This window comes from Kangsaoukella pontilimi (assembly GCF_009830125.1).
GTDB classification, from domain to species: Bacteria; Pseudomonadota; Alphaproteobacteria; order Rhodobacterales; family Rhodobacteraceae; genus Kangsaoukella; species Kangsaoukella pontilimi.
In genome coordinates this window covers 290,273-310,416 of the sequence record NZ_WUPT01000002.1, presented here as the reverse complement: position 1 = coordinate 310,416, position 20,144 = coordinate 290,273, and the positions used below count along the sequence as shown (strand labels likewise).

Sequence of the window (20,144 nt, the reverse complement as noted above, 5' to 3'; positions counted from 1 at the left end):
AAATCAGCTTCTGACCAGCTTCTCGTAGTCCTCGGCAATGCCGCGGGCCATGGCGCCAACCTCGAAATTGTAGTCGCCGATCTGACCGACTGGGGTGACCTCGGCGGCGGTGCCGGTCAGCCAGCACTGCTGAAAGCCTTCAAGTTCTTCCGGCATGATATGGCGCTCATGCACCTTGATCTGGCGATCCTTCAGCATACCGACAACGGTCTGGCGGGTGATGCCGTTCAGGAAGCAGTCGGGAAGCGGCGTGTGCACCTCGCCGTCCTTCACGAAGAAGATGTTGGCGCCGGTCGCCTCGGCCACGTAGCCGCGATAGTCAAACATCATCGCGTCCGAACAGCCCTTCGCCTCGGCGGTATGTTTCGACAGCGTGCAGATCATGTAGAGACCGGCGGCCTTGGCGTGGCTCGGGATCGTCTCGGGTGAGGGCCGCTTCCATTTCGAGATGTCGAGCTTGGCACCCTTCATTTTGGCATCGCCGTAATAGGCACCCCATTCCCAGGCGGCGATGGCGAGACGGACAGGGTTCCGGGCAGACGCTACACCCATATCCTCGCCCGCGCCGCGCCAGGCAACGGCACGCACATAGGCATCGGTGAATCCGTTCTCGGCCAGTACCTGCACCTTCGCCGCCTCGATCTCGTCGACCGTAAAGGGAATTTCGAAATCGAGTTGTCCGGCCGAAAAGTGCAGACGCTCCGAATGCTTGCGGGATTCGAAGATCTTGCCGTTATAGGCGCGCTCGCCCTCGAAGACCGACGAAGCGTAGTGCAACGCATGGGTCAGGATATGCACCTTGGAGTCGCGCCACGGCACCATCTTGCCATCCATCCAGATCAAACCGTCGCGATCGTCGTAAGCGCCAGCCATAGCGGCCTCCGTTTTCAAAAGTTGCCCAAATAGTTCCGCATCGGACATTTTGTTGCGGAAAATTCGAGCATCGCTAACAATTGATTCTTGGAATGTCAACAAGGCTGACATAAACTCGAGCAAAACAGAACCGAGGGACAAAGACGCACAATGGCCGAGGGACAAACCGGCCCGGGGGGAGAGAGCCTGCTCTTTCTGACGGACGACCAGCTCAGAAAAGGGATCGAGGCCATGTTTTTCGCCTATCGCGGATTCACCGCCGATCCCGACCGTATTCTGGCCGAAAAAGGCTATGGCCGCGCGCATCATCGGGCGATCCATTTCATCAACCGGGCGCCCGGCACGACGGTGAACAACCTTCTGTCCATCCTGGGCGTCACCAAACAATCATTGAACCGCGTGCTGCGCACCCTGATCGAGGACGGGCTGGTGGAAAGCCGTGTCGGGTCCCGCGACAAGCGCGAACGCCATCTTTACCTGACCGAGACGGGCGAGGCGCTCGAGGCCGAGCTCTCCACGGCGCAGCGCGCGCGAATGCGCGGGGCCTTCCGTCAGGCCGGACCCGAAGCCGTATCTGGCTTTCGTCAGGTTCTGGAAGCGATGATGGATAACGACATGCGCCGCCACTATGCGCGGCTTATGGACAATGGTTGACATGATCTCGGACGCCCATCTTCTGATCGTCGACGACGACGAGCGTATCCGCGGCCTTCTGCAAAAATTCCTGATCCGGAACGGTTTCCTGGTGTCTGCCGCGCGCGACGCGGCCCATGCCGACCGCATCCTGTCCGGGCTCGATTTCGATATGGTGATCCTGGACGTGATGATGCCGGGCGAGGACGGGGTCAGTTTCTGTCAGCGTTTGCGCGCGGCACGAAACCTTCCGATCCTTCTTCTGACGGCCAAGGGCGACACCGAAGACCGGATACGCGGTCTCGAGGCCGGGGCGGACGATTACCTGGCCAAGCCGTTCGAGCCGAAAGAACTGCTGCTCCGCATCAACTCGATCCTGCGCCGCGTCCCGCAGGCCGAAGCCGTAGAGGTCACACCGAAGGTGCTTGGCCTTGGCCCCTATCGCTACGATGTCGAGAAAGGCACCCTCTGGGAGGGCGACGCGCCCGTACGCCTGACCGCAACCGAGTCGCAGCTCATGCGGATCTTCGCGACCCGGCCGGGCGCGCCCTTCTCGCGCTCCGAACTGGTCGAAGAACTGGGCCGTGACGGCGGCCAGGCGCAGGAACGCGCCGTGGACGTGCAGATCACACGGCTGAGGCGCAAGCTGGAAGCCGACCCGAAGCAGCCGCGCTATCTTCAGACCGTGCGCGGGGCGGGATACATGCTGGCCCATGACTGAGTTTTCGCCGGCTGGCGCCGTCGAGCGGCTGGGGGGCGCCGCCCCCCAGACCCCCCGAGATATTTGAAGGCCGATAATGTTGCAGGGAGGCGCGAGATTTGCGACGTCTCTTCCATGACCATTCTTTATGAACACGATGCGGCGCTGTCCCATGTCACCCCGCCCGGACATCCCGAACGGGTTGACCGGATCAAGGCAATCCGGAGTGCTTTGTCGGCCTCCGCGTTCGATGCCCTCGACCGTCGCGAAGCACCCGTTGCAGACCGGGCCGAGGTTCTGCGCTGCCACCCCGAGCGTTATGTCGCGCGGATCGAGGCGGCGATCCCCGAGAGTGGCTACCGCCCGCTCGACGCGGACACCCATGTTTCGCCGGGGTCGCTGGAAGCGGCCTTGCGGGCAGTGGGCGGCATCGCCGCAGCAGTCGATGCGGTGCTGGCGGGCGAAGACCGGACTGCCTTTGTCGCCATGCGCCCGCCGGGTCATCACGCCGAGGCCGAGACGCCCATGGGCTTCTGCCTGTTCGGGACAGCGGCCATCGGGGCCAAGCGGGCGCTGGATCATCACGGGCTGTCCCGTGTCGCGGTTCTGGATTTCGACGTACATCACGGCAACGGGACCCAGGCGCTGCTCTGGGATGAGGCGCGCAGCCTCTTCGTCTCGTCGCACCAGATGCCGCTCTGGCCGGGGACCGGCGCGGCCCATGAAACCGGCGCCCATGACAACGTCATCAATGCGCCCCTGCCCCCGATGAGCGGCGGGACGGAGATGCGCCGGGCATGGGCCGACCAGATCCTGCCCGCAGTCGATGACTTCGCGCCCGAGCTGATCATCATCTCGGCCGGGTTCGATGCCCATGCCGCCGACCCCCTGGCGAACCTGAACTGGGTCGAGGAGGATTTCGTCTGGCTGACCCGCGCCATCCGCGAGGTTGCCGACGCCCATGCAGGCGGGCGCGTGGTCTCGACACTGGAAGGTGGCTATGATCTTGATGCGCTGGCGGCGAGCACGGCCGCCCACGTAGCCGCGTTGATGGAGTGACGGACGATGAGCGAAAAGAGCGTCGGAGAGATGAGTTTCGAAGAGGCGATGAAGGCGCTCGAGGCCGTGGTCAACCGGCTGGAATCGGGCGACGTGCCGCTTGAGGAGTCGATCTCGCTTTACGAACGCGGCGCGGCGTTGAAGGCCCATTGCCAGGCGAAGCTGCGCGAAGCCGAAGAGAAGGTCGCTCAGATCACGCTTGACGGCGAGGGCAAGCCCACGGGGACCACGCCGGTCGACCCCGAGTGAGTTTCGAAGACGCATTGACGGCAAGGGCGTCTCGCATCGGTGCGGCGCTCAGGGCGGAGATGGAACCATTGCCGCCGGGTCCGGTGACCGAGGGAATGCGCTATGCCACAGGCGGCGGAAAGCGTCTTCGCGGCTTTCTGGTATGCACGGCAGCACAACTGTTCGAGGGTCCTCGCGAGGGACACTTGCTGGCGGCCGCGGCGATCGAATGTCTTCACGCCTATTCGCTTGTCCATGACGACCTGCCCGCGATGGATGATGACGACCTCCGCCGCGGCCAGCCGACGGTTCACAAGAAGTGGGACGAGGCGACCGCGATCCTTGTAGGCGATGCGCTTCAGACGTTCGCCTTCGAGCTTCTGGCGCGAGACCCGGTCGGGGACGCCGCCACCCGTATCGCGCTGATCCGCTCTCTGGCGGTGGCATCGGGCGCCGAGGGGATGGTGCTGGGTCAGGCGCAGGACATCGCCGCCGAAAGCGCCGGCCGGATGCTGACGCTGGACGAGATTACCGCGCTTCAGGCCAACAAGACCGGAGCGCTCATCCGCTGGTCGGCGGAGGCGGGCGCGATCCTTGCCGGGGCCGATCCCGCGCCGCTTACCCGCTATGCCACCGCGCTTGGTCTGGCGTTTCAGATCGCGGATGACATCCTCGACGAGACAGGCGACGAGGCGAAGGCCGGCAAGCGTCTGCAGAAGGATGCCGAGGCGGGCAAGGCGACGTTCGTGTCGCTGCTCGGTCTGGAGGGCGCGCGGGAACGGGCGCGCGAACTGGTCGCAGAGGCCGTTAACGCATTGTCCCTATATGACGATAAAGCCGACAACTTGCGCGATGCGGCGCGCTTCGTTATCTCGCGAGACTTCTGACGCCCGGAGGCACCATGTCCGACCGCCCGACCACCCCGATCCTGGACCGGGTCAACGTCCCCGCCGACATGAAACGGCTGAGCGACGCCGAGCTGAAGCGGCTGGCCGACGAGCTGCGCGCGGAGACGATCAGTGCGGTCAGCGAAACGGGCGGGCACCTTGGCGCGGGTCTGGGTGTGGTCGAGCTGACGGTGGCGCTTCACGCGGTCTTCGACACGCCCAAGGACAAGCTGATCTGGGATGTCAGCCACCAGTGCTATCCGCACAAGATTCTGACCGGCCGTCGCGACAGGATCCGGACGCTCAGGATGAAGGACGGTTTGTCGGGCTTTACCAAGCGGTCCGAAAGCCCATTCGACCCGTTCGGCGCCGCCCATTCCTCGACCTCGATCTCGGCGGCGCTCGGCTTTGCAGTGGCGCGCGATCTTGGCGGCACGACCGAGAGCGGGCTGGGCGACGCCATTGCCGTCATCGGTGACGGGGCGATCAGCGCGGGCATGGCCTATGAGGCGATGAACAACGCGGGCCACCTGAAGAAGCGGCTCATCGTCATTCTGAATGACAACGAGATGTCTATCGCACCACCCACGGGCGCGATGTCGTCCTACCTGTCGCGGCTCTATGCGGGCGATCCGTTTCAGGAGTTCAAGGCGGCGGCCAAGGGCGCGGTCGGGCTTTTGCCCGAACCCTTCCGTGAAGGGGCGAAACGCGCCAAGGATCTGCTCAAGCACACCGTCGTGGGTGGCACGCTCTTCGAGGAGTTGGGCTTCAGCTATGTGGGCCCCATCGACGGTCACGATCTGGATCAGTTGCTGCCGGTCCTGCGCACCGTCAAGGCACGCGCGACCGGGCCGATCCTGATCCACGCCATCACCAAGAAGGGCAAGGGCTATGGCCCCGCCGAAGCGGCTCGCGACAAGGGGCATGGCGTCTCGAAATTCAACGTCGTGACCGGCGAGCAGAAAAAGGCACCGTCGAATGCGCCCTCCTACACCAAGGTCTTCGCCGAGGCGCTGATCGACGAAGCGACGCGGGATGACAAGGTCGTTGCCGTGACTGCTGCAATGCCGGACGGCACGGGACTTAACCTTTTCGCCGAGCGCTTCCCCGCGCGCTGCTTCGACGTCGGAATCGCCGAGCAGCACGGTGTGACCTTCGCCGCAGGTCTGGCCGCCGGGGGCATGAAGCCGTTCGCTGCGATCTATTCGACCTTCCTGCAGCGCGGCTACGATCAGGTGGTGCACGACGTCGCGCTGCAGCGCCTGCCCGTGCGTTTCGCTATCGACCGCGCAGGCCTTGTCGGCGCCGACGGCGCGACCCATGCGGGCGCCTTCGACGTGGCCTTCATGGCGAACCTGCCCGGCATGGTGGTGATGGCGGCAGCGGACGAGGCAGAGCTGGTCCACATGGTCGCCACGGCGGTGGCACACGACGACGGCCCCATCGCCTTCCGTTACCCCCGTGGCGAGGGGGTCGGCGTCGAGATGCCGGAACGCGGCGAGGTTCTGGAAATCGGCAAAGGGCGGATCATCCGCAAAGGCAAGGGCGTCGCGATCCTGTCCTTCGGCACACGGCTGAGCGAGGTCGAAGCCGCCGCAGAAGCGCTGTCGGCGCGCGGGATCGAGCCCACCGTGGCGGATGCGCGTTTTGCCAAGCCACTCGACCGCGACCTGATCCTCGACCTTGCGGCCAATCACGATGCGCTTATCACCATCGAGGAGGGCGCGGTCGGCGGCTTCGGCAGCCATGTGGCGCAGCTACTGGCCGAGGAAGGCGTCTTCGACACCGGGCTCAAATATCGCTCGATGGTCCTGCCGGATATATTCATCGATCAGGCCAGCCCCCGCGACATGTATGACGTGGCCGCCATGAACGCCGAACATATCGAGGCAAAGGTTCTGGCCACGCTCGGTATCGCCGACATCTCAAAGCGCGCCTGATCGCCCTTTCAGGGCTGGCGGCGTATCTTCGCTGGCGACGACCGGGCCAGAAGCAGGAAGGCGGGCAGCGCGGTTCCCAGCCAGACGACGCTGTAGAGCGCTGCGGGAATTGCGTAGGCGTTGAACGTTGGCCCGTTCACGACCAGCAAACCGGCGATGGCCAGCGCCAGTGCGCCGTTCTGAACGCCGGTCTCAATCGCGATCGTCTTCGCTTCACGGTCGCTGGCCTTCAGCAGGCGCGAGAGGCCAAACCCAATGACCGAAAGCGCAGCAACGAGCGCGAACAGCCCCAGCCCCAGCCTCGCGAAGTTTTCGGTCACGACTTGCCAGTTCGAAAAGATCGCACCTGCGATGACACCCGCAAAGAGCAGAACCGCAACTCTTCCCAGACCGGGAGCGAGCGCCGTCGTGGCCGAAGGCGCGGCGGCACTGCAGATCATGCCGAGCGAGATCGGCAAGGCCGTTAGAAGAAAGGCCGTCAACGCAGTCGACAGAATGTCGATATCGGGAGCGGCCTCGCCCATGAAGGCGCCCACTGCGAAATCGAGCACGAAGGGGATGGTCAGCACGCAGGTCAGGCTGAAAGATGCGGTCAGTGTCACCGACAGGGCCACATCCCAGCCCGCCAGTTTGGTGATGATATTGCTGGCCGCTCCGCCCGGACAGGCCGCCAGGATCATGATGCCCACAGCGGTCTCGGCGGTGAATCCGAAAAGAAGGATGATGACGTAGCCAACGACCGGCAGCAGCACGACCTGGTTCAGCGCCCCGATGAAAAACGCCCGGGGCCGCCTTGCGATGCGCCGAAAGTCCGATCCCGTCAGCCCAAGGCCGAGGCTGAACATGATGACGACGACGGCGAGCGGCAGAAGCGCGCCAACAAATACGTCCATTCGCCGCCCCCTCGCGCCCGCAATTCGTTTTGTCTGCGGGGACAGTATGTCCTGTGACACGTTTTGACGAGGGTTCTGGCAAAAGAGGCGTTTCACCCGGTGCTGAGTGGCCTCGGGCCTAGGCGGCAACAGCCTGCACACCGATAGGCACGCCGATTGCGTGCATCTCCGTAATAGCCGCGACCTCCCGGGCAGCAGCAGGTTCCAGCTGCTCTGCAAGAGGAACCTCTGCGACGTAGCGCGGCCGCATTCCGACCGAACGGGCCGCCAGAAAGTCGCGACGGTGCGCGACCAGAACCGCGACGTCACCGTGGGCCACGCCGAGCGCCGCAGCGGAAGCGGTCAAGCCGACGGCAACGTCTGGCACCTCCGCCCGGCTGGACGGTGCGCTGACATGCCCAAGGCGTGATGCGGCGGTCAGAAGGGCTGCCGACCTGACGAGGTTGGTGGTCAGGATCGGATAGTCCGAGACGAATGCCGTGGGCCTCTTGAACGCCACCGGCTCCAAAAGCGTGTTGAAGACGCTCTGATGTCCGGCAAGCGACGCGGTCCAGATGTCTTCGTTGAGAATATCCAGATAGGTTTCGATCAATGCATCCCGTTGCGCATCCGAACCAGGCAGCCGACCGAGCAGTTCGAGCATCGTCATCTCCGTGAGAATGCGCGCATGGTCCCTGTCTGTAAGGATGGCGGGAATGCCGTGTTCCGCACAGGCGCGGTTGCAAGCGGTCCGCTCGAGCGCGGAGATATCGCACAAGGCGTGGACCGAACAGACGATCAGAGCTTTCATGTTGGCCTCCATCTGGTCAATTCGTGGAAATGAAAAACGCAGCGCCGGAGCACAGGCGCCGCACATCAGAGAAACAGCGCGACGTGCCAGCCGACAGCGAGAAGCAGGGAAAGAAACGAGCCGTAAATCAGGTAGAGTTGCATGTCGGGCATCCCGTGCTGGTGCTGATACAGATGAATTAGACCACCCGGTCCGGTAGGGATTGACCCGTAGGGCCACCGTTTTGACCATCACGGCCAATGTGACGACTTGTGTCGTCAGGAAACGATCACCCCGCTCAACCACGGCCGGCAATTCGCCGGGAGGCGCACAAAAAAGACGGGGCGCAGCGGCCCCGTCTCATCCGAAAAGATCGATGATCGCTTTTGTCAGGTCATCGCCAGCAAGCCCGAAAGCAAAAGGGCTGACGATGCCGTGGAAGCGATCGTCCGGATCGTGTTCCAGAAGGTCCAGCGCGGCAGATACGTCTCTTCCCAGTACGTCCCTACAGCAGCTGAGGACGCGTCGAGGCCCGCAAGCGCATCATTCATCGGCACGTTGAAAAAGACCGTCACCCCGAAGCATCCGACGAAATAGACAAGACCCGCCAGGGCAAGCAGGCTTCCCGCGCCACCGCCGACGACGAACGCGCCATAGGCCGCGATCGCAAGCGATACCGGCGCCATGCCGATGAAGAGCGTCATGAACACCCAGCGAAAGACCTCGCGATTGATGGCCTGCATGGTGCGGACACCGCCAGCCTCGGCAAGCGAACGCATTATGAAGTCGGAGAATGCCAGAAAGACCCCGCTGACAAGCGCATAGGCGATAACGGCACTTTGAAGGATGATGAAAATGAGTGATGACATGGTTGGATTCCAGTTCTGAAGAGGGCGTCGGCGGCACGGATAGTCCCGGCACCGCGTCAGAGCTCAAGGTTTGACAGAGCCGCCGGCCAGCCGTCTGCGGAAGGCAAAAACGCACAAGGCGGCTATGGCGATTTCAAAAAGCAGGGCACCGACTATTCCGGAAGACGGTGCACCGTCCGCTGCGGCACTGACGAAGCGCCCAACAGGGAAGGCGATAAACACCGTCAATGCCGTCGCCAGCGCAATCTGCACCATGGCAGGTCTAAAGATGCCCGAGAGCATCAGCACTCCCAGTACCGTAAGACCTGCCGCGGGCGCTCGGAGTTCGCTCAGCAGGCTGGGGTTCGCGGGCAGTGAAATCCCGTAGCTGGCATAGAAGGCATGTGGAACGAGAAGGATCATCGCACCGATGCCAATTGCCGTGAGGCCGGACGTGCCAAGGGCGATCTTTTCAAGAATGTTCAGGGTCATGGGCTTATCCTAGTCTTGGTTTGAAGGGCCGCGGCGCGCGTGGGCTGATCCGCTTCCACGGCGCGGGTGTCATTCAACGGGCCGGGCTCTTGCGAAGCCCGGCCGTCTTCGTAAGGCGGAGGAGTGGCGGCGGCGTCCGAAATCACCCATCCGAACGGTATGAGCAAAATCAGGGTGGCAATCTTCAGGGTTTCCATCGGACCGGATCCTTTCGTGATAGCGCATTGCCGCCGCCCGAGGCGCTAAGCGGCGCTGGTCCAGACACCGCGAGAGGCGGCGACAGCAGCGAATTCGGCAAAGTCTCTGGGCTCGCGGCCAAGCGCCCGCTGCACGCCATCGGCTGTGTACTCGTTCCGGCCGTCCAGCGTTTCGCGCGCGATCTGGGTGAAGACATCCGCCACAAACGTGTCGCCGGAGGCGGCGACATTTGCGTGGAAGTCCTCGAAGCTGATCGGCACATGCTGAATATGCCGGCCAAGCGTCCGGGACAGGACCTCGGCCATCTCGGCGAATGTCATGAGGCGAGGGCCTGTGACCTCGTAGCGCTCGCCGATGTGACCGTCTTCGGTCAGCGACGCGACGACGACGTCCGCGATATCGTCGATGTCGATGATCGGCTCCGAGATATCGCCGCCCGGCATTGGAAGGACACCGCCCAGAATGGGATCGCGAAGATATCCCTCGCTGAAGTTCTGCGCGAACCATGCGGCCCGTACGATGGTGAAGCCCAGGCCGGAGTTGCGCACGATCTCTTCGCCCATGCTGGCGAAATGTTCGCCACGACCGGAGAGAAGGACGATATGCTCAAGCCCTGATTCAGCGGCGACCCTTGTGAACGCCTCGAGCTTTTCCACCGCACCCGGAAAGGCGAGGTCGGGGAAGTAGGTGACATAGGCCTTGCTGACGCCGGCCAGCGAGGCCGTCCATGTCTCGGGCGCTTCCCAGTCGAAGGGGATTTCTGCATTGCGGGAGCCGCGGCGGACGGCGTGGCCATTGTCTTCAAGCCGGGCGACGACGCGCGAGCCGGTCTTGCCGTTGGCGCCGACAACAAGGATGGGTCGGGTGTGCATCGGTAATACTCCGTGGTTCGATGTGATGACCACGAAATATGCAAGGCGTCCGCCACTCTCTTGACAGCGACCGCCAGCCTTTTGACCCGCGCGGCCAAAGACCCGCTAGCGCCCGAGCGATCTTCGATAATTTGCCGGGGTCTGGTTCGTCCAGCGCTTGAACGCGCGGTTGAAAGCGCTTTGCTCGGAAAAACCGGCCAGGAACGCGATTTCCGAGAGAGGGCATGTATCGTCCCGCAACATGCTCATCGCGATCTCGCGCCGCGTCTCCTCGGCCAGCGCCTGAAAGCTGACGCCGTGATCCGCCAGTCGACGGTGAAACGACCGCACGCTCAGGCCCAGCTCACGGGCAATGTCCGCCATCCTCGGCACGCCTTCGCTTAGCCCGCGGGCGATCTCTTCCTTAGTGCTGCGCACAAGGGTCGGCTCGGACTTCACCTGTTCGAGTTCTGCGTCGAGATGCCGTGTCAGAAACTCGGAGAGCGCCTGATCCCCGAGCCGGTTCCTGGTCGACAGACTTTCATGAGAGAACAGGATGCCATCCGATCCGGCCTCGAAGTCGACGGCGCAGCCGAAGAACGCTTCGAAGGCAGGGGCGTCGCGCGGCGCACTGTGCCGGAACGTGACGGCGGCGGCGGTTATCGTGTCAGCCGCCACCTGCCTTATTGTCTGGAACATCGCGCAAAGCCCCGCTTCGGGCGAAAAGACAAGGCCGGGTCCGGTGCCCACCAGAACATCCTGACGCAGAAAGACCCCGTTCTCCTGCGTGTCGAGATGATAGCGCACGCTGTCGGACAAGAGAGAGTGATAGCGCGACATGCGCTGCAATGCGCCGCCCACATTCGGCGCGGCCTTGCAGGCGAGCGCCAGCGTCCCGAGCTTGTCGATATCTATCAGTCTTGCGTAGCGGATCGAAAGCTCGGCCCGGTCCGGCACCTTTTCGGCAACGAGGCCCAGGATGTCATAATGGGACTGCGCGGGGAAGCGACCGTTTTCCACCTTCGTCCGTAGCAGGACCTCGTCGCCGTCAAGCAGCACACCGGCATCCGTCAGAGTGAACCCCGCGGCTCTCGCGAAATACTGAGAGATGATGATCGAAACGCCTGCCATGTTCCCCGGCCCCGATCGGGGACTGTCCGCTAATCAAATGTGTCTTATAACTAACACGCGAGACACCGCGTTGGGAAACGCTTGTCCCCTGCGCCGACTCTAGCGGTCGTCCTCGGCCTCCAGCACGGCCGCAAGGCCGGAACGGTAGTCGGGATAACGAAGCTGGACGCCCAGCTCATCCTTGATCCGGTCATTATGCACGCGCTTGGATTCGCCGTAAAAGCTGCGGGCCATCGCGCTCATTTCGGCCTCTTCGAAAGGAATGGCCGGCGGGATCGGCAGCTCCAGAAGCTCGGCGGCATGGGCGATCACGTCTTCAGGTGGCGCTGGTTCGTCATCGCACACGTTGTAGACCGCTCCGGGGTTCGGCCTTTCGATCGAGGCGTGCACGACCGCCGCGATATCGTCCACATGGATACGGCTGAAATACTGGCCGGGCTTGATGATCCGACGCGCCGTCCCGCGCTTGACCTTTTCAAAGGGCCCGCGGTCCGGACCATAGATGCCAGCAAGTCGGAAGATGTGAACCGGCAGACCCAGGGCCAGCCAGTCGGCCTCGGCCCTGATCCGCGCCTGACCCCGGTCGGTCTCGGCCAGAAGTTCGGACGTCTCGTCGACCCAGCCGCCGTCCCGCCCGCCATAGACTCCTATGGTCGAAAGATAGCCGACCCATTCCAGATGCTGAGCCTTCGCGAGCGTTTCACCGGCCTCGATCAGGACCGGATCGCCGGCGTCATCAGGACTGACAGACGTCAGAACATGAGTTGCGCGGTCGATGGGCAGGGGATTGCCGGGCCAGATCATTGGCTCGACCCCCTCAGCGGCGAGGGTTCTGGCCTTGTCCTCGCTACGGGTCGTGCCGATCACGGTCCAGCCGAGGGGGATGAGCAGGCGGGCAAGCGCGCGCGCGGAATAGCCGTGTCCGATGGAAAGAAGCGTCTTAGTCATGGCGCCACCATCGTCGGATGTGACACCGGGCGCAAGGAGGGGGCTGTCTGCCCCCTCTGCGCGTTGCCGCGCATTCACCCCCGGGGGTTTTTCAGGACCCAAAGAACGGCAGTGCCGCTTTTGCCCGGAAAGGCTTGCAGCAGGCTGCGGTTCGGTGTCATGTCCGGCCATGACAGACGCCTTGCACCTTCCGATTTCCTCTCCCGACAGCCCGCCGCACGAAGCCTTCCGCGATCCGGCGGCCGCGGTCGCGCGGCTGAAGGAGCTTTACGATCAGGCGTCGAATTTCCTGTGCGAGAACCTGACCCAGGTGCTGGCGAATGGTGCGCCCGAGACCCGTTTCCGCGCCTTCTACCCCGAGATCCGGCTGACAACGGCCAGTTTCGCGGCCACGGACAACCGGCTGAGTTTCGGCCACGTGTCCGAGCCGGGGCAATACTCCACAACGGTGACGCGGCCCGATCTCTTTGCGAATTACCTTGCCCAGCAGATCGGTCTGATCGTCGAGAACCACGATGTGTCGGTCGAAGTCGGCGTGTCGATGACCCCGATGCCGGTGCATTTCGCCGTGGCGAATGACGCCTCACTCACGGTACCGCAAGGCGGCGCAACCGAGTTTACCCTGCGCGACGCCTTCGACGTGCCGGACCTGTCGACCACCAATGACGACATCGTCAACGGCTTCGGCTTTCAGCATCCAGACGGATCGCGCCCTCTTGCGCCCTTCACGGCGCAGCGCATCGACTATTCGCTGGCCCGGCTGGCGCACTATACCGCGACCAAGCCCGAGCATTTCCAGAACCACGTTCTCTTCACAAACTACCAGTTCTACGTGGACGAGTTCGAGGCCTATGGCCGCCGGATGATCGCCGACCCGTCTTCGGGCTATACCTCTCTGGTCGGCCCGGGCAATGTCGAGATCACCGATCCGGATGCGCCGATCCCGCAGCTGTCGAAGCTGCCGCAGATGCCGACCTATCACCTGAAGCGTCCGGGCGGGGCTGGGATCACGCTGGTCAATATCGGTGTCGGCCCGTCGAACGCGAAAACGGCCACCGATCACATCGCCGTTCTGCGCCCTCACGCCTGGCTGATGGTCGGCCATTGCGCAGGGCTGCGAAACAGCCAGCGGCTTGGCGATTTCGTGCTGGCGCACGCCTATCTGCGCGAGGACCACGTGCTGGACGATGACCTGCCCGTCTGGGTGCCGATCCCGGCCCTGGCCGAGGTGCAGGTGGCCCTGCAGGACTCGGTCGCCGAAGTCACCGAGCTGACAGGCTACGACCTGAAGCGGATCATGCGGACCGGCACCGTCGCCACCATCGACAACCGCAACTGGGAGCTGCGCGACCAGTCCGGTCCGGTGCAGCGCCTGAGCCAGTCCCGAGCCATCGCGCTCGACATGGAAAGCGCCACCATCGCCGCCAATGGGTTCCGCTTCCGGGTGCCTTACGGAACGCTTCTTTGCGTGTCGGACAAGCCGCTGCATGGCGAGCTGAAACTGCCGGGCATGGCGTCTGAATTCTACCAGACGCAGGTCGCTCGGCACCTGCAAATCGGCATCCGCGCAATGGAGCTGATCCGCGACATGCCGCTCGAACGCATCCATTCGCGCAAGCTGCGCAGCTTCGAAGAGACGGCATTTCTCTGAAAACATCAAAAAATCGCCCACAAAATGCGCGATATGGCTTGGCAAGCGGCCACAAATCGTTGTGTTATGCCGCGATATCCAGTTAAATAAGGGGAATGAGCCCCTAAGAACGGGCCAGAACGAGGAGATTCAACATGGCAAAACCGATGACCAAGACCCAGCTTGTTGCGGCGATCGCAGACAAGATGGACAGCGACAAGAAGTCGGCGGCTGCTGCGCTCGACGCGATCACGTCGATCATCACCGACGAAGTGTCTGGCGGTGGCGCCGTGACCCTTCCCGGCGTTGGCAAGATCTATTGCCGCGAGCGTCCGGCCCGCATGGTGCGGAACCCCGCCACGGGCGAGCAGATCCACAAGGAAGCCGACAAAGTGGTCAAGATGACCATCGCGAAGGCACTGAAGGACAGCGTCAACGACTGATCCCGGTCCTTACCGCGTCTCATCGGCCGTCCTTCGGGGCGGCCTTTGTTTTTCGGGTGAGGCCTGCTGCCGCGGCGCTCATGCGGGAACGGGGGTCGAGGCCATCTCCCGGCTCGGGGCGATCCCGAACTTTCTCTGATAGTCCCGGCTGAAATGCGTCGGGCTCTCGTAGCCCACGTCGAAACCGGCGGCGGCGACGCTGTGACGGCCCGCGCGCAAGAGGTCGCGCGCCGCGATCATCCTGAGGTCCTTCTGATACTGAAGCGGCGTTGTCCCGGTCACCTGTTTGAAATGGCTATGGAAGGACGACTGGCTCATGCCCGCGACGCGCGCCAGATCGCCCACCTTGAGCGTTTCGCGAAATCCGGCGCGTAGCTTCAGGATGGCCTGCGACACGCGGCTAGCATGGCTGTCGACGGACAGAAGGCTTCGCAGCGTTCCGCCGACCGGCGACATGAGCAAGCGGAAATGAATCTCCCGGAGGAGGGACGGGCCCAGAACGGCAGCGTGCAGCGGATCCTCTTGCAAGGCGAGATACCGGGCAACCGCGTCGATCAGATCGGGTCGGGCCGGCCCGGACAGAAGCGACCGCGACGCGCGGGCCTCGAAGGCATGGGGACCAACCTGCTCGTAAAGCCCCCGGAGCAGGCCGAGATCGAGCGAAACGATCAGCGCCACATAGGGCCGCTCACTCGTGGCCTCGGTGATCCGGGACTCGACCGGCAGGTCGTGACTGACGATCAGCGCATCGCCCGCCGATGGCATTGCCACCCTGTCGCCGACCGACGTTATTTTCGCACCTTGCAGGATCAGGCAGACCACCGGCTTGTATATGACCGCCTCGAACGCGGTCACCCTATCCTGTCGCAGTATCATAAGATCCGGGAGAGGTTGCGCTGTTTTCGCACGTATTCTTTCGTGAATTTCAAGTGCTTTGTCGGTCAGGTCGCGTAGTTCCATGGGGCGTCCTCCTGCCGGACTGTATATCAGACGCATCCGTCGCCAACATCATTTCCAACGAAGACTCAGAGGAATTGGCAGAATGAATGGAGTATGTGGCAGGCACCCGCTCGAAATGGCCGATACGGTTTGTCCGACGCAAACACGACCAGGGAGCCCGGCATGACCGCCATGACACAGACCTTTTGCCTTAACGACAGCACCGATATCCCCGCCGTGGGCTACGGCACTTACCTCGTGACGCCCGAGGATGCGCCGGAAGCGATCGAAACGGCGATCCGCATCGGGTACAGGCACATCGACACCGCGTCCGGCTATCACAACGAAAAATCCGTGGGCGCGGGCATACGCGCAGGGCTGCAAGCAACCGGGCTGTCGCGGGCGGATATCTTTGTGACAGGCAAGCTCTGGCCAGGCAATCCCGCCTGGGGCGACGTGCCCAAGACCGGGGCAGAGACGCTGAACGAGTGCGGGAAAAGCCTCGCCCGGCTGGGCCTCGACTATTTCGACCTCTACCTCATCCACGCGCCCTATGGTGGGCCGGAGCGGGTAGCCCAATGGCGCGCCCTCTTAGAGTTGCAAAATGCCGGCAAGGCGCGATCCATCGGTGTCAGCAATTATAACCAGTCCCATCTGGAAGAGATCCGCACCGCCGGATTGCCGAAGCCCGATGCGAACCAGATCGAATTGCATCCGTGGTCTCAGAAGCCAGAGCTGCTTGCCTACATGCGCGACCATGGAATTGCGCCGATCGCTTACAGCAGCCTCGTCCCGCTTTCGACCTGGCGCACCGAGGAGGGACAGGCCAGTGCCAAGACCGACCAGATGAAAGCGGACGGAGAGGTCTTCGTCGCAATGGCGAGAAAATACGGCGTGACCGAAGCGCAGCTTCTGCTCCGCTGGGGCGTGCAGAACGGGTACGCCGTTCTGCCCAAAAGCCTCAATCCCGAACGGATGCGCCAGAACCTGGGTCTCGCCGGTTTCGAGATCGACGCGGCCGATATGGCGGCCATGGCCGAAATGGACCGTGGCGCGGGCGTCGCATGGGCGACGGGAGACCCCAGCACGGCGGCCTAGACCGGATCGCCGGACATGCCTACCGCGCGTGGAGCCAGAAAAGCACCACGCGGAAGATCGCTCGTGTCCTAACCAAGCACCGACGAAACCGCCGCCGCCGTCTTGCCCACGACTTCGTCTGCTTCTTCGCGCGTCAGACAGAAGGGCGGCGCAAAGCCGAGGATGTCACCCTGCGGCATGGCACGGGCGATAACGCCGCGTTCCAGCAGCGCCGCCGCGATGCGCGGGCCGACCTTTTCGCTCGGATCGAAGAACACGCGTTCATCCTTGCCCTTCACGAATTCGACTGCGGCCAGCAGACCCTCGCCCCGCACCTCGCCCACATGGGCATGGTCGGAAAGCGCAGAGGAGAGGCTTTCGTTGAGATAAGCTCCCGTCTCATCCGCATTGGTCACGAGATTCAGGTCATCGAGCAGCTTTAGATTCGCCACACCGGCAGCCGCCCCGATGGGATGCGCCGAATAGGTCCAGCCGTGGCCGATGGGACCGTTTTCGTCCGTCCCCTGCTCCAGCACCTTCCAGACCTTGTCCGAGATGATCGACCCCGACAGTGGCGCATAGGCCGAGGTCAGACCTTTGGCGATGGTCATGATGTCGGGGCGGATGCCGTAGTGATCGGAGCCGAACATCGACCCCAGACGCCCGAAACCGGTCACAACCTCGTCCGCGATCAGCAGGATGTCATGCCTGTCCAGAACCGCTTGAATCGCAGGCCAATAGCCTTCGGGCGGCGGCACGATGCCCCCGGTGCCCAGAACCGGCTCTCCGATGAAAGCGGCGATGGTGTCGGCCCCTTCGCGCGCGATAAGCGCTTCCAGTTCGGCCACGCAATGAGCGACGAAACCGGCCTCGTCCATGCTCAGATCGGGGCGGCGATAGAAATAGGGCGCTTCGGTGTGCAGCACCTGCGTCAGCGGCAGGTCGAATTTCCTGTGGAACAGCTCCAGCCCGGTAAGCGACCCGCTCATCAGGCCGGAACCGTGGTAGCCCCGCCAGCGCGAGATGATCTTCTTCTTCTCGGGACGGCCGAGGATATTGTTGTAGTACCAGACCAGCTTGATGTTGGTCTCGTTCGCATCCGAGCCGGACAAACCGAAATAGACCTTGGACATATGCGCGGGCGCACGCTCCATCACCATCTTGGCCAGCGTGATCGACGCCTCGGTCCCGTGGCCGACATAGGCGTGATAATAGGCCAGCTCCCGCGCCTGTTCGGCGATGGCATCGGCGATCTCGGCACGGCCATATCCGACGTTGACGCAGTAAAGCCCCGCGAAGGCATCGAGAAAGCGGTTTCCGTCCCGATCCTCGATATGGACGCCGCTGCCGCCGGTCACGATGCGGTTCGGGCTTTCGCCCCGGGCATGCTGGGCAAGGTGGGTCGAGGGGTGAAAAAAGTTCTCGCGATCCCAGGCGTCGAGTTTGTCGTTGGTCAGCATTTCAGGCACCTCTTGCGCGGCGGTGGCGCGTCATGTCGTTGTCGATACGGAGAAGCCTTGTCGCACGCGAGCACGGGCACCGAAGGCTCCGGACACCCTCACAGCAGCGCGCTATGCCTTTATTGCGGGGCGGGTTCTGACTAGCGCCAAAAAGGCGGTTTGAAAAGGGATCAGGAGCGGATCGTCTGACCGCGCCCGCCGGATAGCGACAGGGCATGGGTGGCGATGGCGGTGTCCTGCGCGCCGGTGCCGGTCAGATCGCAGATGGTGATCGCCTCGGGCGACGTGCGCCCCGGCGCGACACCGGCCACGATATCGCCCAGCTCGACCGGTTCGACCAGCACGCCCGCTATGTGCGCCGCCTCCAACTCGCCCGAGACCTCGCATTGCGCGACCCGGTCGCAGACATAAAGATCTGCGGCCGCCAGCGCCTGTGGGTCGATCTCATTCTTTCCCGCCTGATCGGACCCCATGGCGGTGATGTGTAGACCGGGGTGCAGCCATTCGGCGCGCAAAACCGGCTCGCGCGCGGGCGTCGTCGTGACCACAAGCTGACTGTTCGCCACCAGCCGGGCCGGATCGGGTTGGGACGTGGCCGGAATACCAAGTCGGGCCGAGATATCCGCCGCGCAGCCCTCGGCCGAGACCGTATTGCGGCCCCAGACTTCCACACGTTCGAAGGGCCGGACCAGATGCGCCGCCTCGATCTGAAGCCGCGCCTGAACGCCCGTTCCGATGACACCCGCGCACTCGACCGTGGCGGGCGCAAGATGCCGGGCGGCAACGGCCCCCGCAGCAGCGGTGCGCACATCTGTCAGGTAGCCATTGTCCAGAAACAGCGCCTCGACCAGACCCGTCCGGGCGGAAAACAGGATCATCAGCCCGTTCAGACTGGGCAGGCCCAGTTTCGGATTGTCGAAGAAGCCAGGGCTGACCTTGATCGCGAAACCGTCGAAGCCGGGGATATAGGCCGTCTTGACGTCCACCTCTCCGTTCGCTTCGGCGATCTCCATCGACAGGATCGGCGGCATGACGACCCGCCCGCTGGCCAGCGCCGCGAAAGCGCGCTCGACCACGTCCACGGCGGCCAGGTCGAGCGGCACCGCCGCGCGCAATTCGGCCTCGGTCAGAATATGGACGTCATGGCTCATAGCGTCTTCCCCGCACCGTAGTGTCGCCCAGCGCAACGTCGCGCCCGGCCATGATGTCGGCATGAACCTGCATGTCCAGATTGCGCCCGGTGATTATCGTTGCGGTCGGCCCGGAAAGCTGCACCTTTCCGGTCTGCACGGCGGCGATCCCCACGACGCAGGCCCCTTCGCAGACGATCCGGTCTTCGTAATAGACGGTCTGAAGCGCGTGGTAGATCTCGTCCTCGCTGACCAGAACCACGTCATCCAGATAGTCGCGGCAAAGCGGAAACGAGATACGGTTACCCAGCCCGATCCCCCCGCCAAGGCTATCGGCGAGGCTCGGCACCTCTTCCACCTCTACGGGATACCCCGCCTTGAGAGACGCGTGCATCGCCGCGCCCCGGTCCATGCTGACGCCGATCACCCTTATATCGGGCCGGATCGCTTTTGCGGCGAAGGCGACACCCCCGGCCAGACCTCCGCCCGACAACGGGACGAGGATGGTGTCCAGATCAGGACGTTGCTCCAACAGTTCCAGTCCGATTGTCCCCTGCCCCGCGACCACATCAGGCGCGTCGAAGGGCGAGATATCGACAAGCCCCTCGGCGGCGACCAGCCGCTCCGCCTCGGCCTGCGCATCGTCCTGCGAGTTGCCGACGATCCGAACCTCGGCCCCAAGCGCGCGAACGCCCCTGACCTTGGCCGCTGGCGCAAGGCGCGACATGCAGACCACCGCGCGGAGACCACGCGCGCGCGCCGCATAGGCCACGCCACGCCCGTGATTGCCGGTCGAACAGCAGACGACGCCAGGCGTCTCTTTTGGCAGGTTCAGAATGGCATTCATCGCGCCTCTGAGCTTGAATGCACCTATGGGCTGGGTAATCTCCAGCTTGAGCAGGAAATCCACGCCGAAGGCATCCGTCATCGCGGACGGCACCAGCGGCGTCCGGTCCGCAAGGCCGGCAATCCGGTCTCGCGCTGCATGGATGTCCGACAGGGTAATGTTCATTGC

Annotated in this window: 22 protein-coding genes; 9 read left to right on the top strand and 13 right to left on the bottom strand. The window is 63.5% G+C overall.

The annotated features are described in order from the left end of the window. Positions 1–3 precede the first annotated feature (3 nt). Positions 4–873 carry a branched-chain amino acid aminotransferase gene (locus tag GQ651_RS10940; protein ID WP_160764293.1) on the bottom strand — a complete coding sequence of 290 codons (870 nt, stop codon included), beginning with the start codon at positions 871–873 and terminating at the stop codon, positions 4–6. 150 nt (positions 874–1,023) lie between these two features. Between GQ651_RS10940 and GQ651_RS10935 the strand changes: the two genes are divergently transcribed. The 6 genes from GQ651_RS10935 (at position 1,024) to dxs (ending at position 6,320) form a co-directional block, all read left to right on the top strand. Continuing rightward, positions 1,024–1,527 carry a MarR family winged helix-turn-helix transcriptional regulator gene (locus tag GQ651_RS10935; protein WP_160764292.1) on the top strand — a complete coding sequence of 168 codons (504 nt, stop codon included), beginning with the start codon at positions 1,024–1,026 and terminating at the stop codon, positions 1,525–1,527. After that, the gene (locus GQ651_RS10930; RefSeq protein ID WP_227258144.1) at positions 1,520–2,227 is read left to right on the top strand and encodes a response regulator; all 708 of its coding nucleotides are present in this window, start codon (positions 1,520–1,522) and stop codon (positions 2,225–2,227) included. Before GQ651_RS10935 ends, GQ651_RS10930 begins: the two co-directional genes overlap by 8 nt. Positions 2,228–2,341: 114 nt before the next feature. Continuing rightward, positions 2,342–3,265: a histone deacetylase family protein gene (locus GQ651_RS10925; RefSeq protein WP_160764291.1), complete on the top strand. Its 924-nt coding sequence runs from the start codon at positions 2,342–2,344 to the stop codon at positions 3,263–3,265. Positions 3,266–3,271: 6 nt separating this feature from the next. Beyond that, positions 3,272–3,514 (top strand): exodeoxyribonuclease VII small subunit, encoded by a 243-nt coding sequence (locus GQ651_RS10920; RefSeq protein ID WP_160764290.1) that lies wholly within the window; start codon positions 3,272–3,274, stop codon positions 3,512–3,514. Continuing rightward, entirely contained in the window at positions 3,511–4,380 is an 870-nt protein-coding gene (locus GQ651_RS10915) for a polyprenyl synthetase family protein (RefSeq protein ID WP_319637401.1), read from the top strand. The genes GQ651_RS10920 and GQ651_RS10915 overlap by 4 nt, the downstream gene beginning before the upstream one ends. 14 nt (positions 4,381–4,394) lie before the next feature. Then, positions 4,395–6,320: a 1-deoxy-D-xylulose-5-phosphate synthase gene (dxs, locus tag GQ651_RS10910; protein ID WP_160764289.1), complete on the top strand. Its 1,926-nt coding sequence runs from the start codon at positions 4,395–4,397 to the stop codon at positions 6,318–6,320. A gap of 8 nt (positions 6,321–6,328) precedes the next feature. On the opposite strand, the gene GQ651_RS10905 is transcribed toward dxs, so the two are convergent. The 8 genes from GQ651_RS10905 to GQ651_RS10870 form a co-directional block, all read right to left on the bottom strand. Then, positions 6,329–7,213 carry a bile acid:sodium symporter family protein gene (locus tag GQ651_RS10905; protein WP_160764288.1) on the bottom strand — a complete coding sequence of 295 codons (885 nt, stop codon included), beginning with the start codon at positions 7,211–7,213 and terminating at the stop codon, positions 6,329–6,331. A 118-nt stretch (positions 7,214–7,331) separates the two neighbouring features. Further along, entirely contained in the window at positions 7,332–8,003 is a 672-nt protein-coding gene (locus GQ651_RS10900) for a hypothetical protein (RefSeq protein WP_160764287.1), read from the bottom strand. A 368-nt stretch (positions 8,004–8,371) separates the two neighbouring features. Beyond that, positions 8,372–8,851 carry an anthrone oxygenase family protein gene (locus GQ651_RS10895; protein ID WP_160764286.1) on the bottom strand — a complete coding sequence of 160 codons (480 nt, stop codon included), beginning with the start codon at positions 8,849–8,851 and terminating at the stop codon, positions 8,372–8,374. A 63-nt stretch (positions 8,852–8,914) separates the two neighbouring features. Further along, entirely contained in the window at positions 8,915–9,322 is a 408-nt protein-coding gene (locus GQ651_RS10890) for a DUF4345 domain-containing protein (RefSeq protein ID WP_160764285.1), read from the bottom strand. Then, positions 9,319–9,519: a hypothetical protein gene (locus GQ651_RS10885; RefSeq protein ID WP_160764284.1), complete on the bottom strand. Its 201-nt coding sequence runs from the start codon at positions 9,517–9,519 to the stop codon at positions 9,319–9,321. Before GQ651_RS10885 ends, GQ651_RS10890 begins: the two co-directional genes overlap by 4 nt. A 45-nt stretch (positions 9,520–9,564) precedes the next feature. Next, complete coding sequence (locus GQ651_RS10880) at positions 9,565–10,392, bottom strand: SDR family oxidoreductase (RefSeq protein WP_160764283.1); 828 nt, start codon at positions 10,390–10,392, stop codon at positions 9,565–9,567. A gap of 105 nt (positions 10,393–10,497) precedes the next feature. Next, entirely contained in the window at positions 10,498–11,502 is a 1,005-nt protein-coding gene (locus tag GQ651_RS10875) for a helix-turn-helix domain-containing protein (RefSeq protein WP_160764282.1), read from the bottom strand. Between the two features lie 99 nt (positions 11,503–11,601). Beyond that, positions 11,602–12,450, bottom strand: a complete 849-nt coding sequence (locus tag GQ651_RS10870; protein WP_160764281.1) for an SDR family oxidoreductase — start codon at positions 12,448–12,450, stop codon at positions 11,602–11,604. A 169-nt stretch (positions 12,451–12,619) separates the two neighbouring features. Between GQ651_RS10870 and GQ651_RS10865 the strand changes: the two genes are divergently transcribed. Then, positions 12,620–14,101 carry an AMP nucleosidase gene (locus tag GQ651_RS10865; protein WP_160764280.1) on the top strand — a complete coding sequence of 494 codons (1,482 nt, stop codon included), beginning with the start codon at positions 12,620–12,622 and terminating at the stop codon, positions 14,099–14,101. A 134-nt stretch (positions 14,102–14,235) separates the two neighbouring features. Further along, on the top strand, positions 14,236–14,523 hold the full coding sequence (locus tag GQ651_RS10860; protein ID WP_160764279.1) for an HU family DNA-binding protein: 288 nt from the start codon (positions 14,236–14,238) through the stop codon (positions 14,521–14,523). A 78-nt stretch (positions 14,524–14,601) separates the two neighbouring features. Here the strand turns inward: GQ651_RS10860 and GQ651_RS10855 are convergent, their stop codons facing one another. Continuing rightward, complete coding sequence (locus GQ651_RS10855) at positions 14,602–15,483, bottom strand: AraC family transcriptional regulator (protein WP_160764278.1); 882 nt, start codon at positions 15,481–15,483, stop codon at positions 14,602–14,604. Between the two features lie 162 nt (positions 15,484–15,645). Between GQ651_RS10855 and GQ651_RS10850 the strand changes: the two genes are divergently transcribed. Further along, a complete protein-coding gene (locus GQ651_RS10850; protein WP_160764277.1) occupies positions 15,646–16,560 on the top strand; it encodes an aldo/keto reductase family protein in 915 nt (304 codons plus the stop codon). Between the two features lie 68 nt (positions 16,561–16,628). On the opposite strand, the gene GQ651_RS10845 is transcribed toward GQ651_RS10850, so the two are convergent. The 3 genes from GQ651_RS10845 to eutB form a co-directional block, all read right to left on the bottom strand. Next, positions 16,629–17,999 carry an aspartate aminotransferase family protein gene (locus GQ651_RS10845; RefSeq protein WP_160764276.1) on the bottom strand — a complete coding sequence of 457 codons (1,371 nt, stop codon included), beginning with the start codon at positions 17,997–17,999 and terminating at the stop codon, positions 16,629–16,631. Between the two features lie 170 nt (positions 18,000–18,169). Continuing rightward, the gene (locus tag GQ651_RS10840; protein WP_160764275.1) at positions 18,170–19,150 is read right to left on the bottom strand and encodes a cyclodeaminase; all 981 of its coding nucleotides are present in this window, start codon (positions 19,148–19,150) and stop codon (positions 18,170–18,172) included. Beyond that, positions 19,140–20,141 (bottom strand): hydroxyectoine utilization dehydratase EutB, encoded by a 1,002-nt coding sequence (gene eutB / locus GQ651_RS10835; protein WP_160764274.1) that lies wholly within the window; start codon positions 20,139–20,141, stop codon positions 19,140–19,142. The genes GQ651_RS10840 and eutB overlap by 11 nt, the downstream gene beginning before the upstream one ends. Positions 20,142–20,144: the final 3 nt, after the last annotated feature.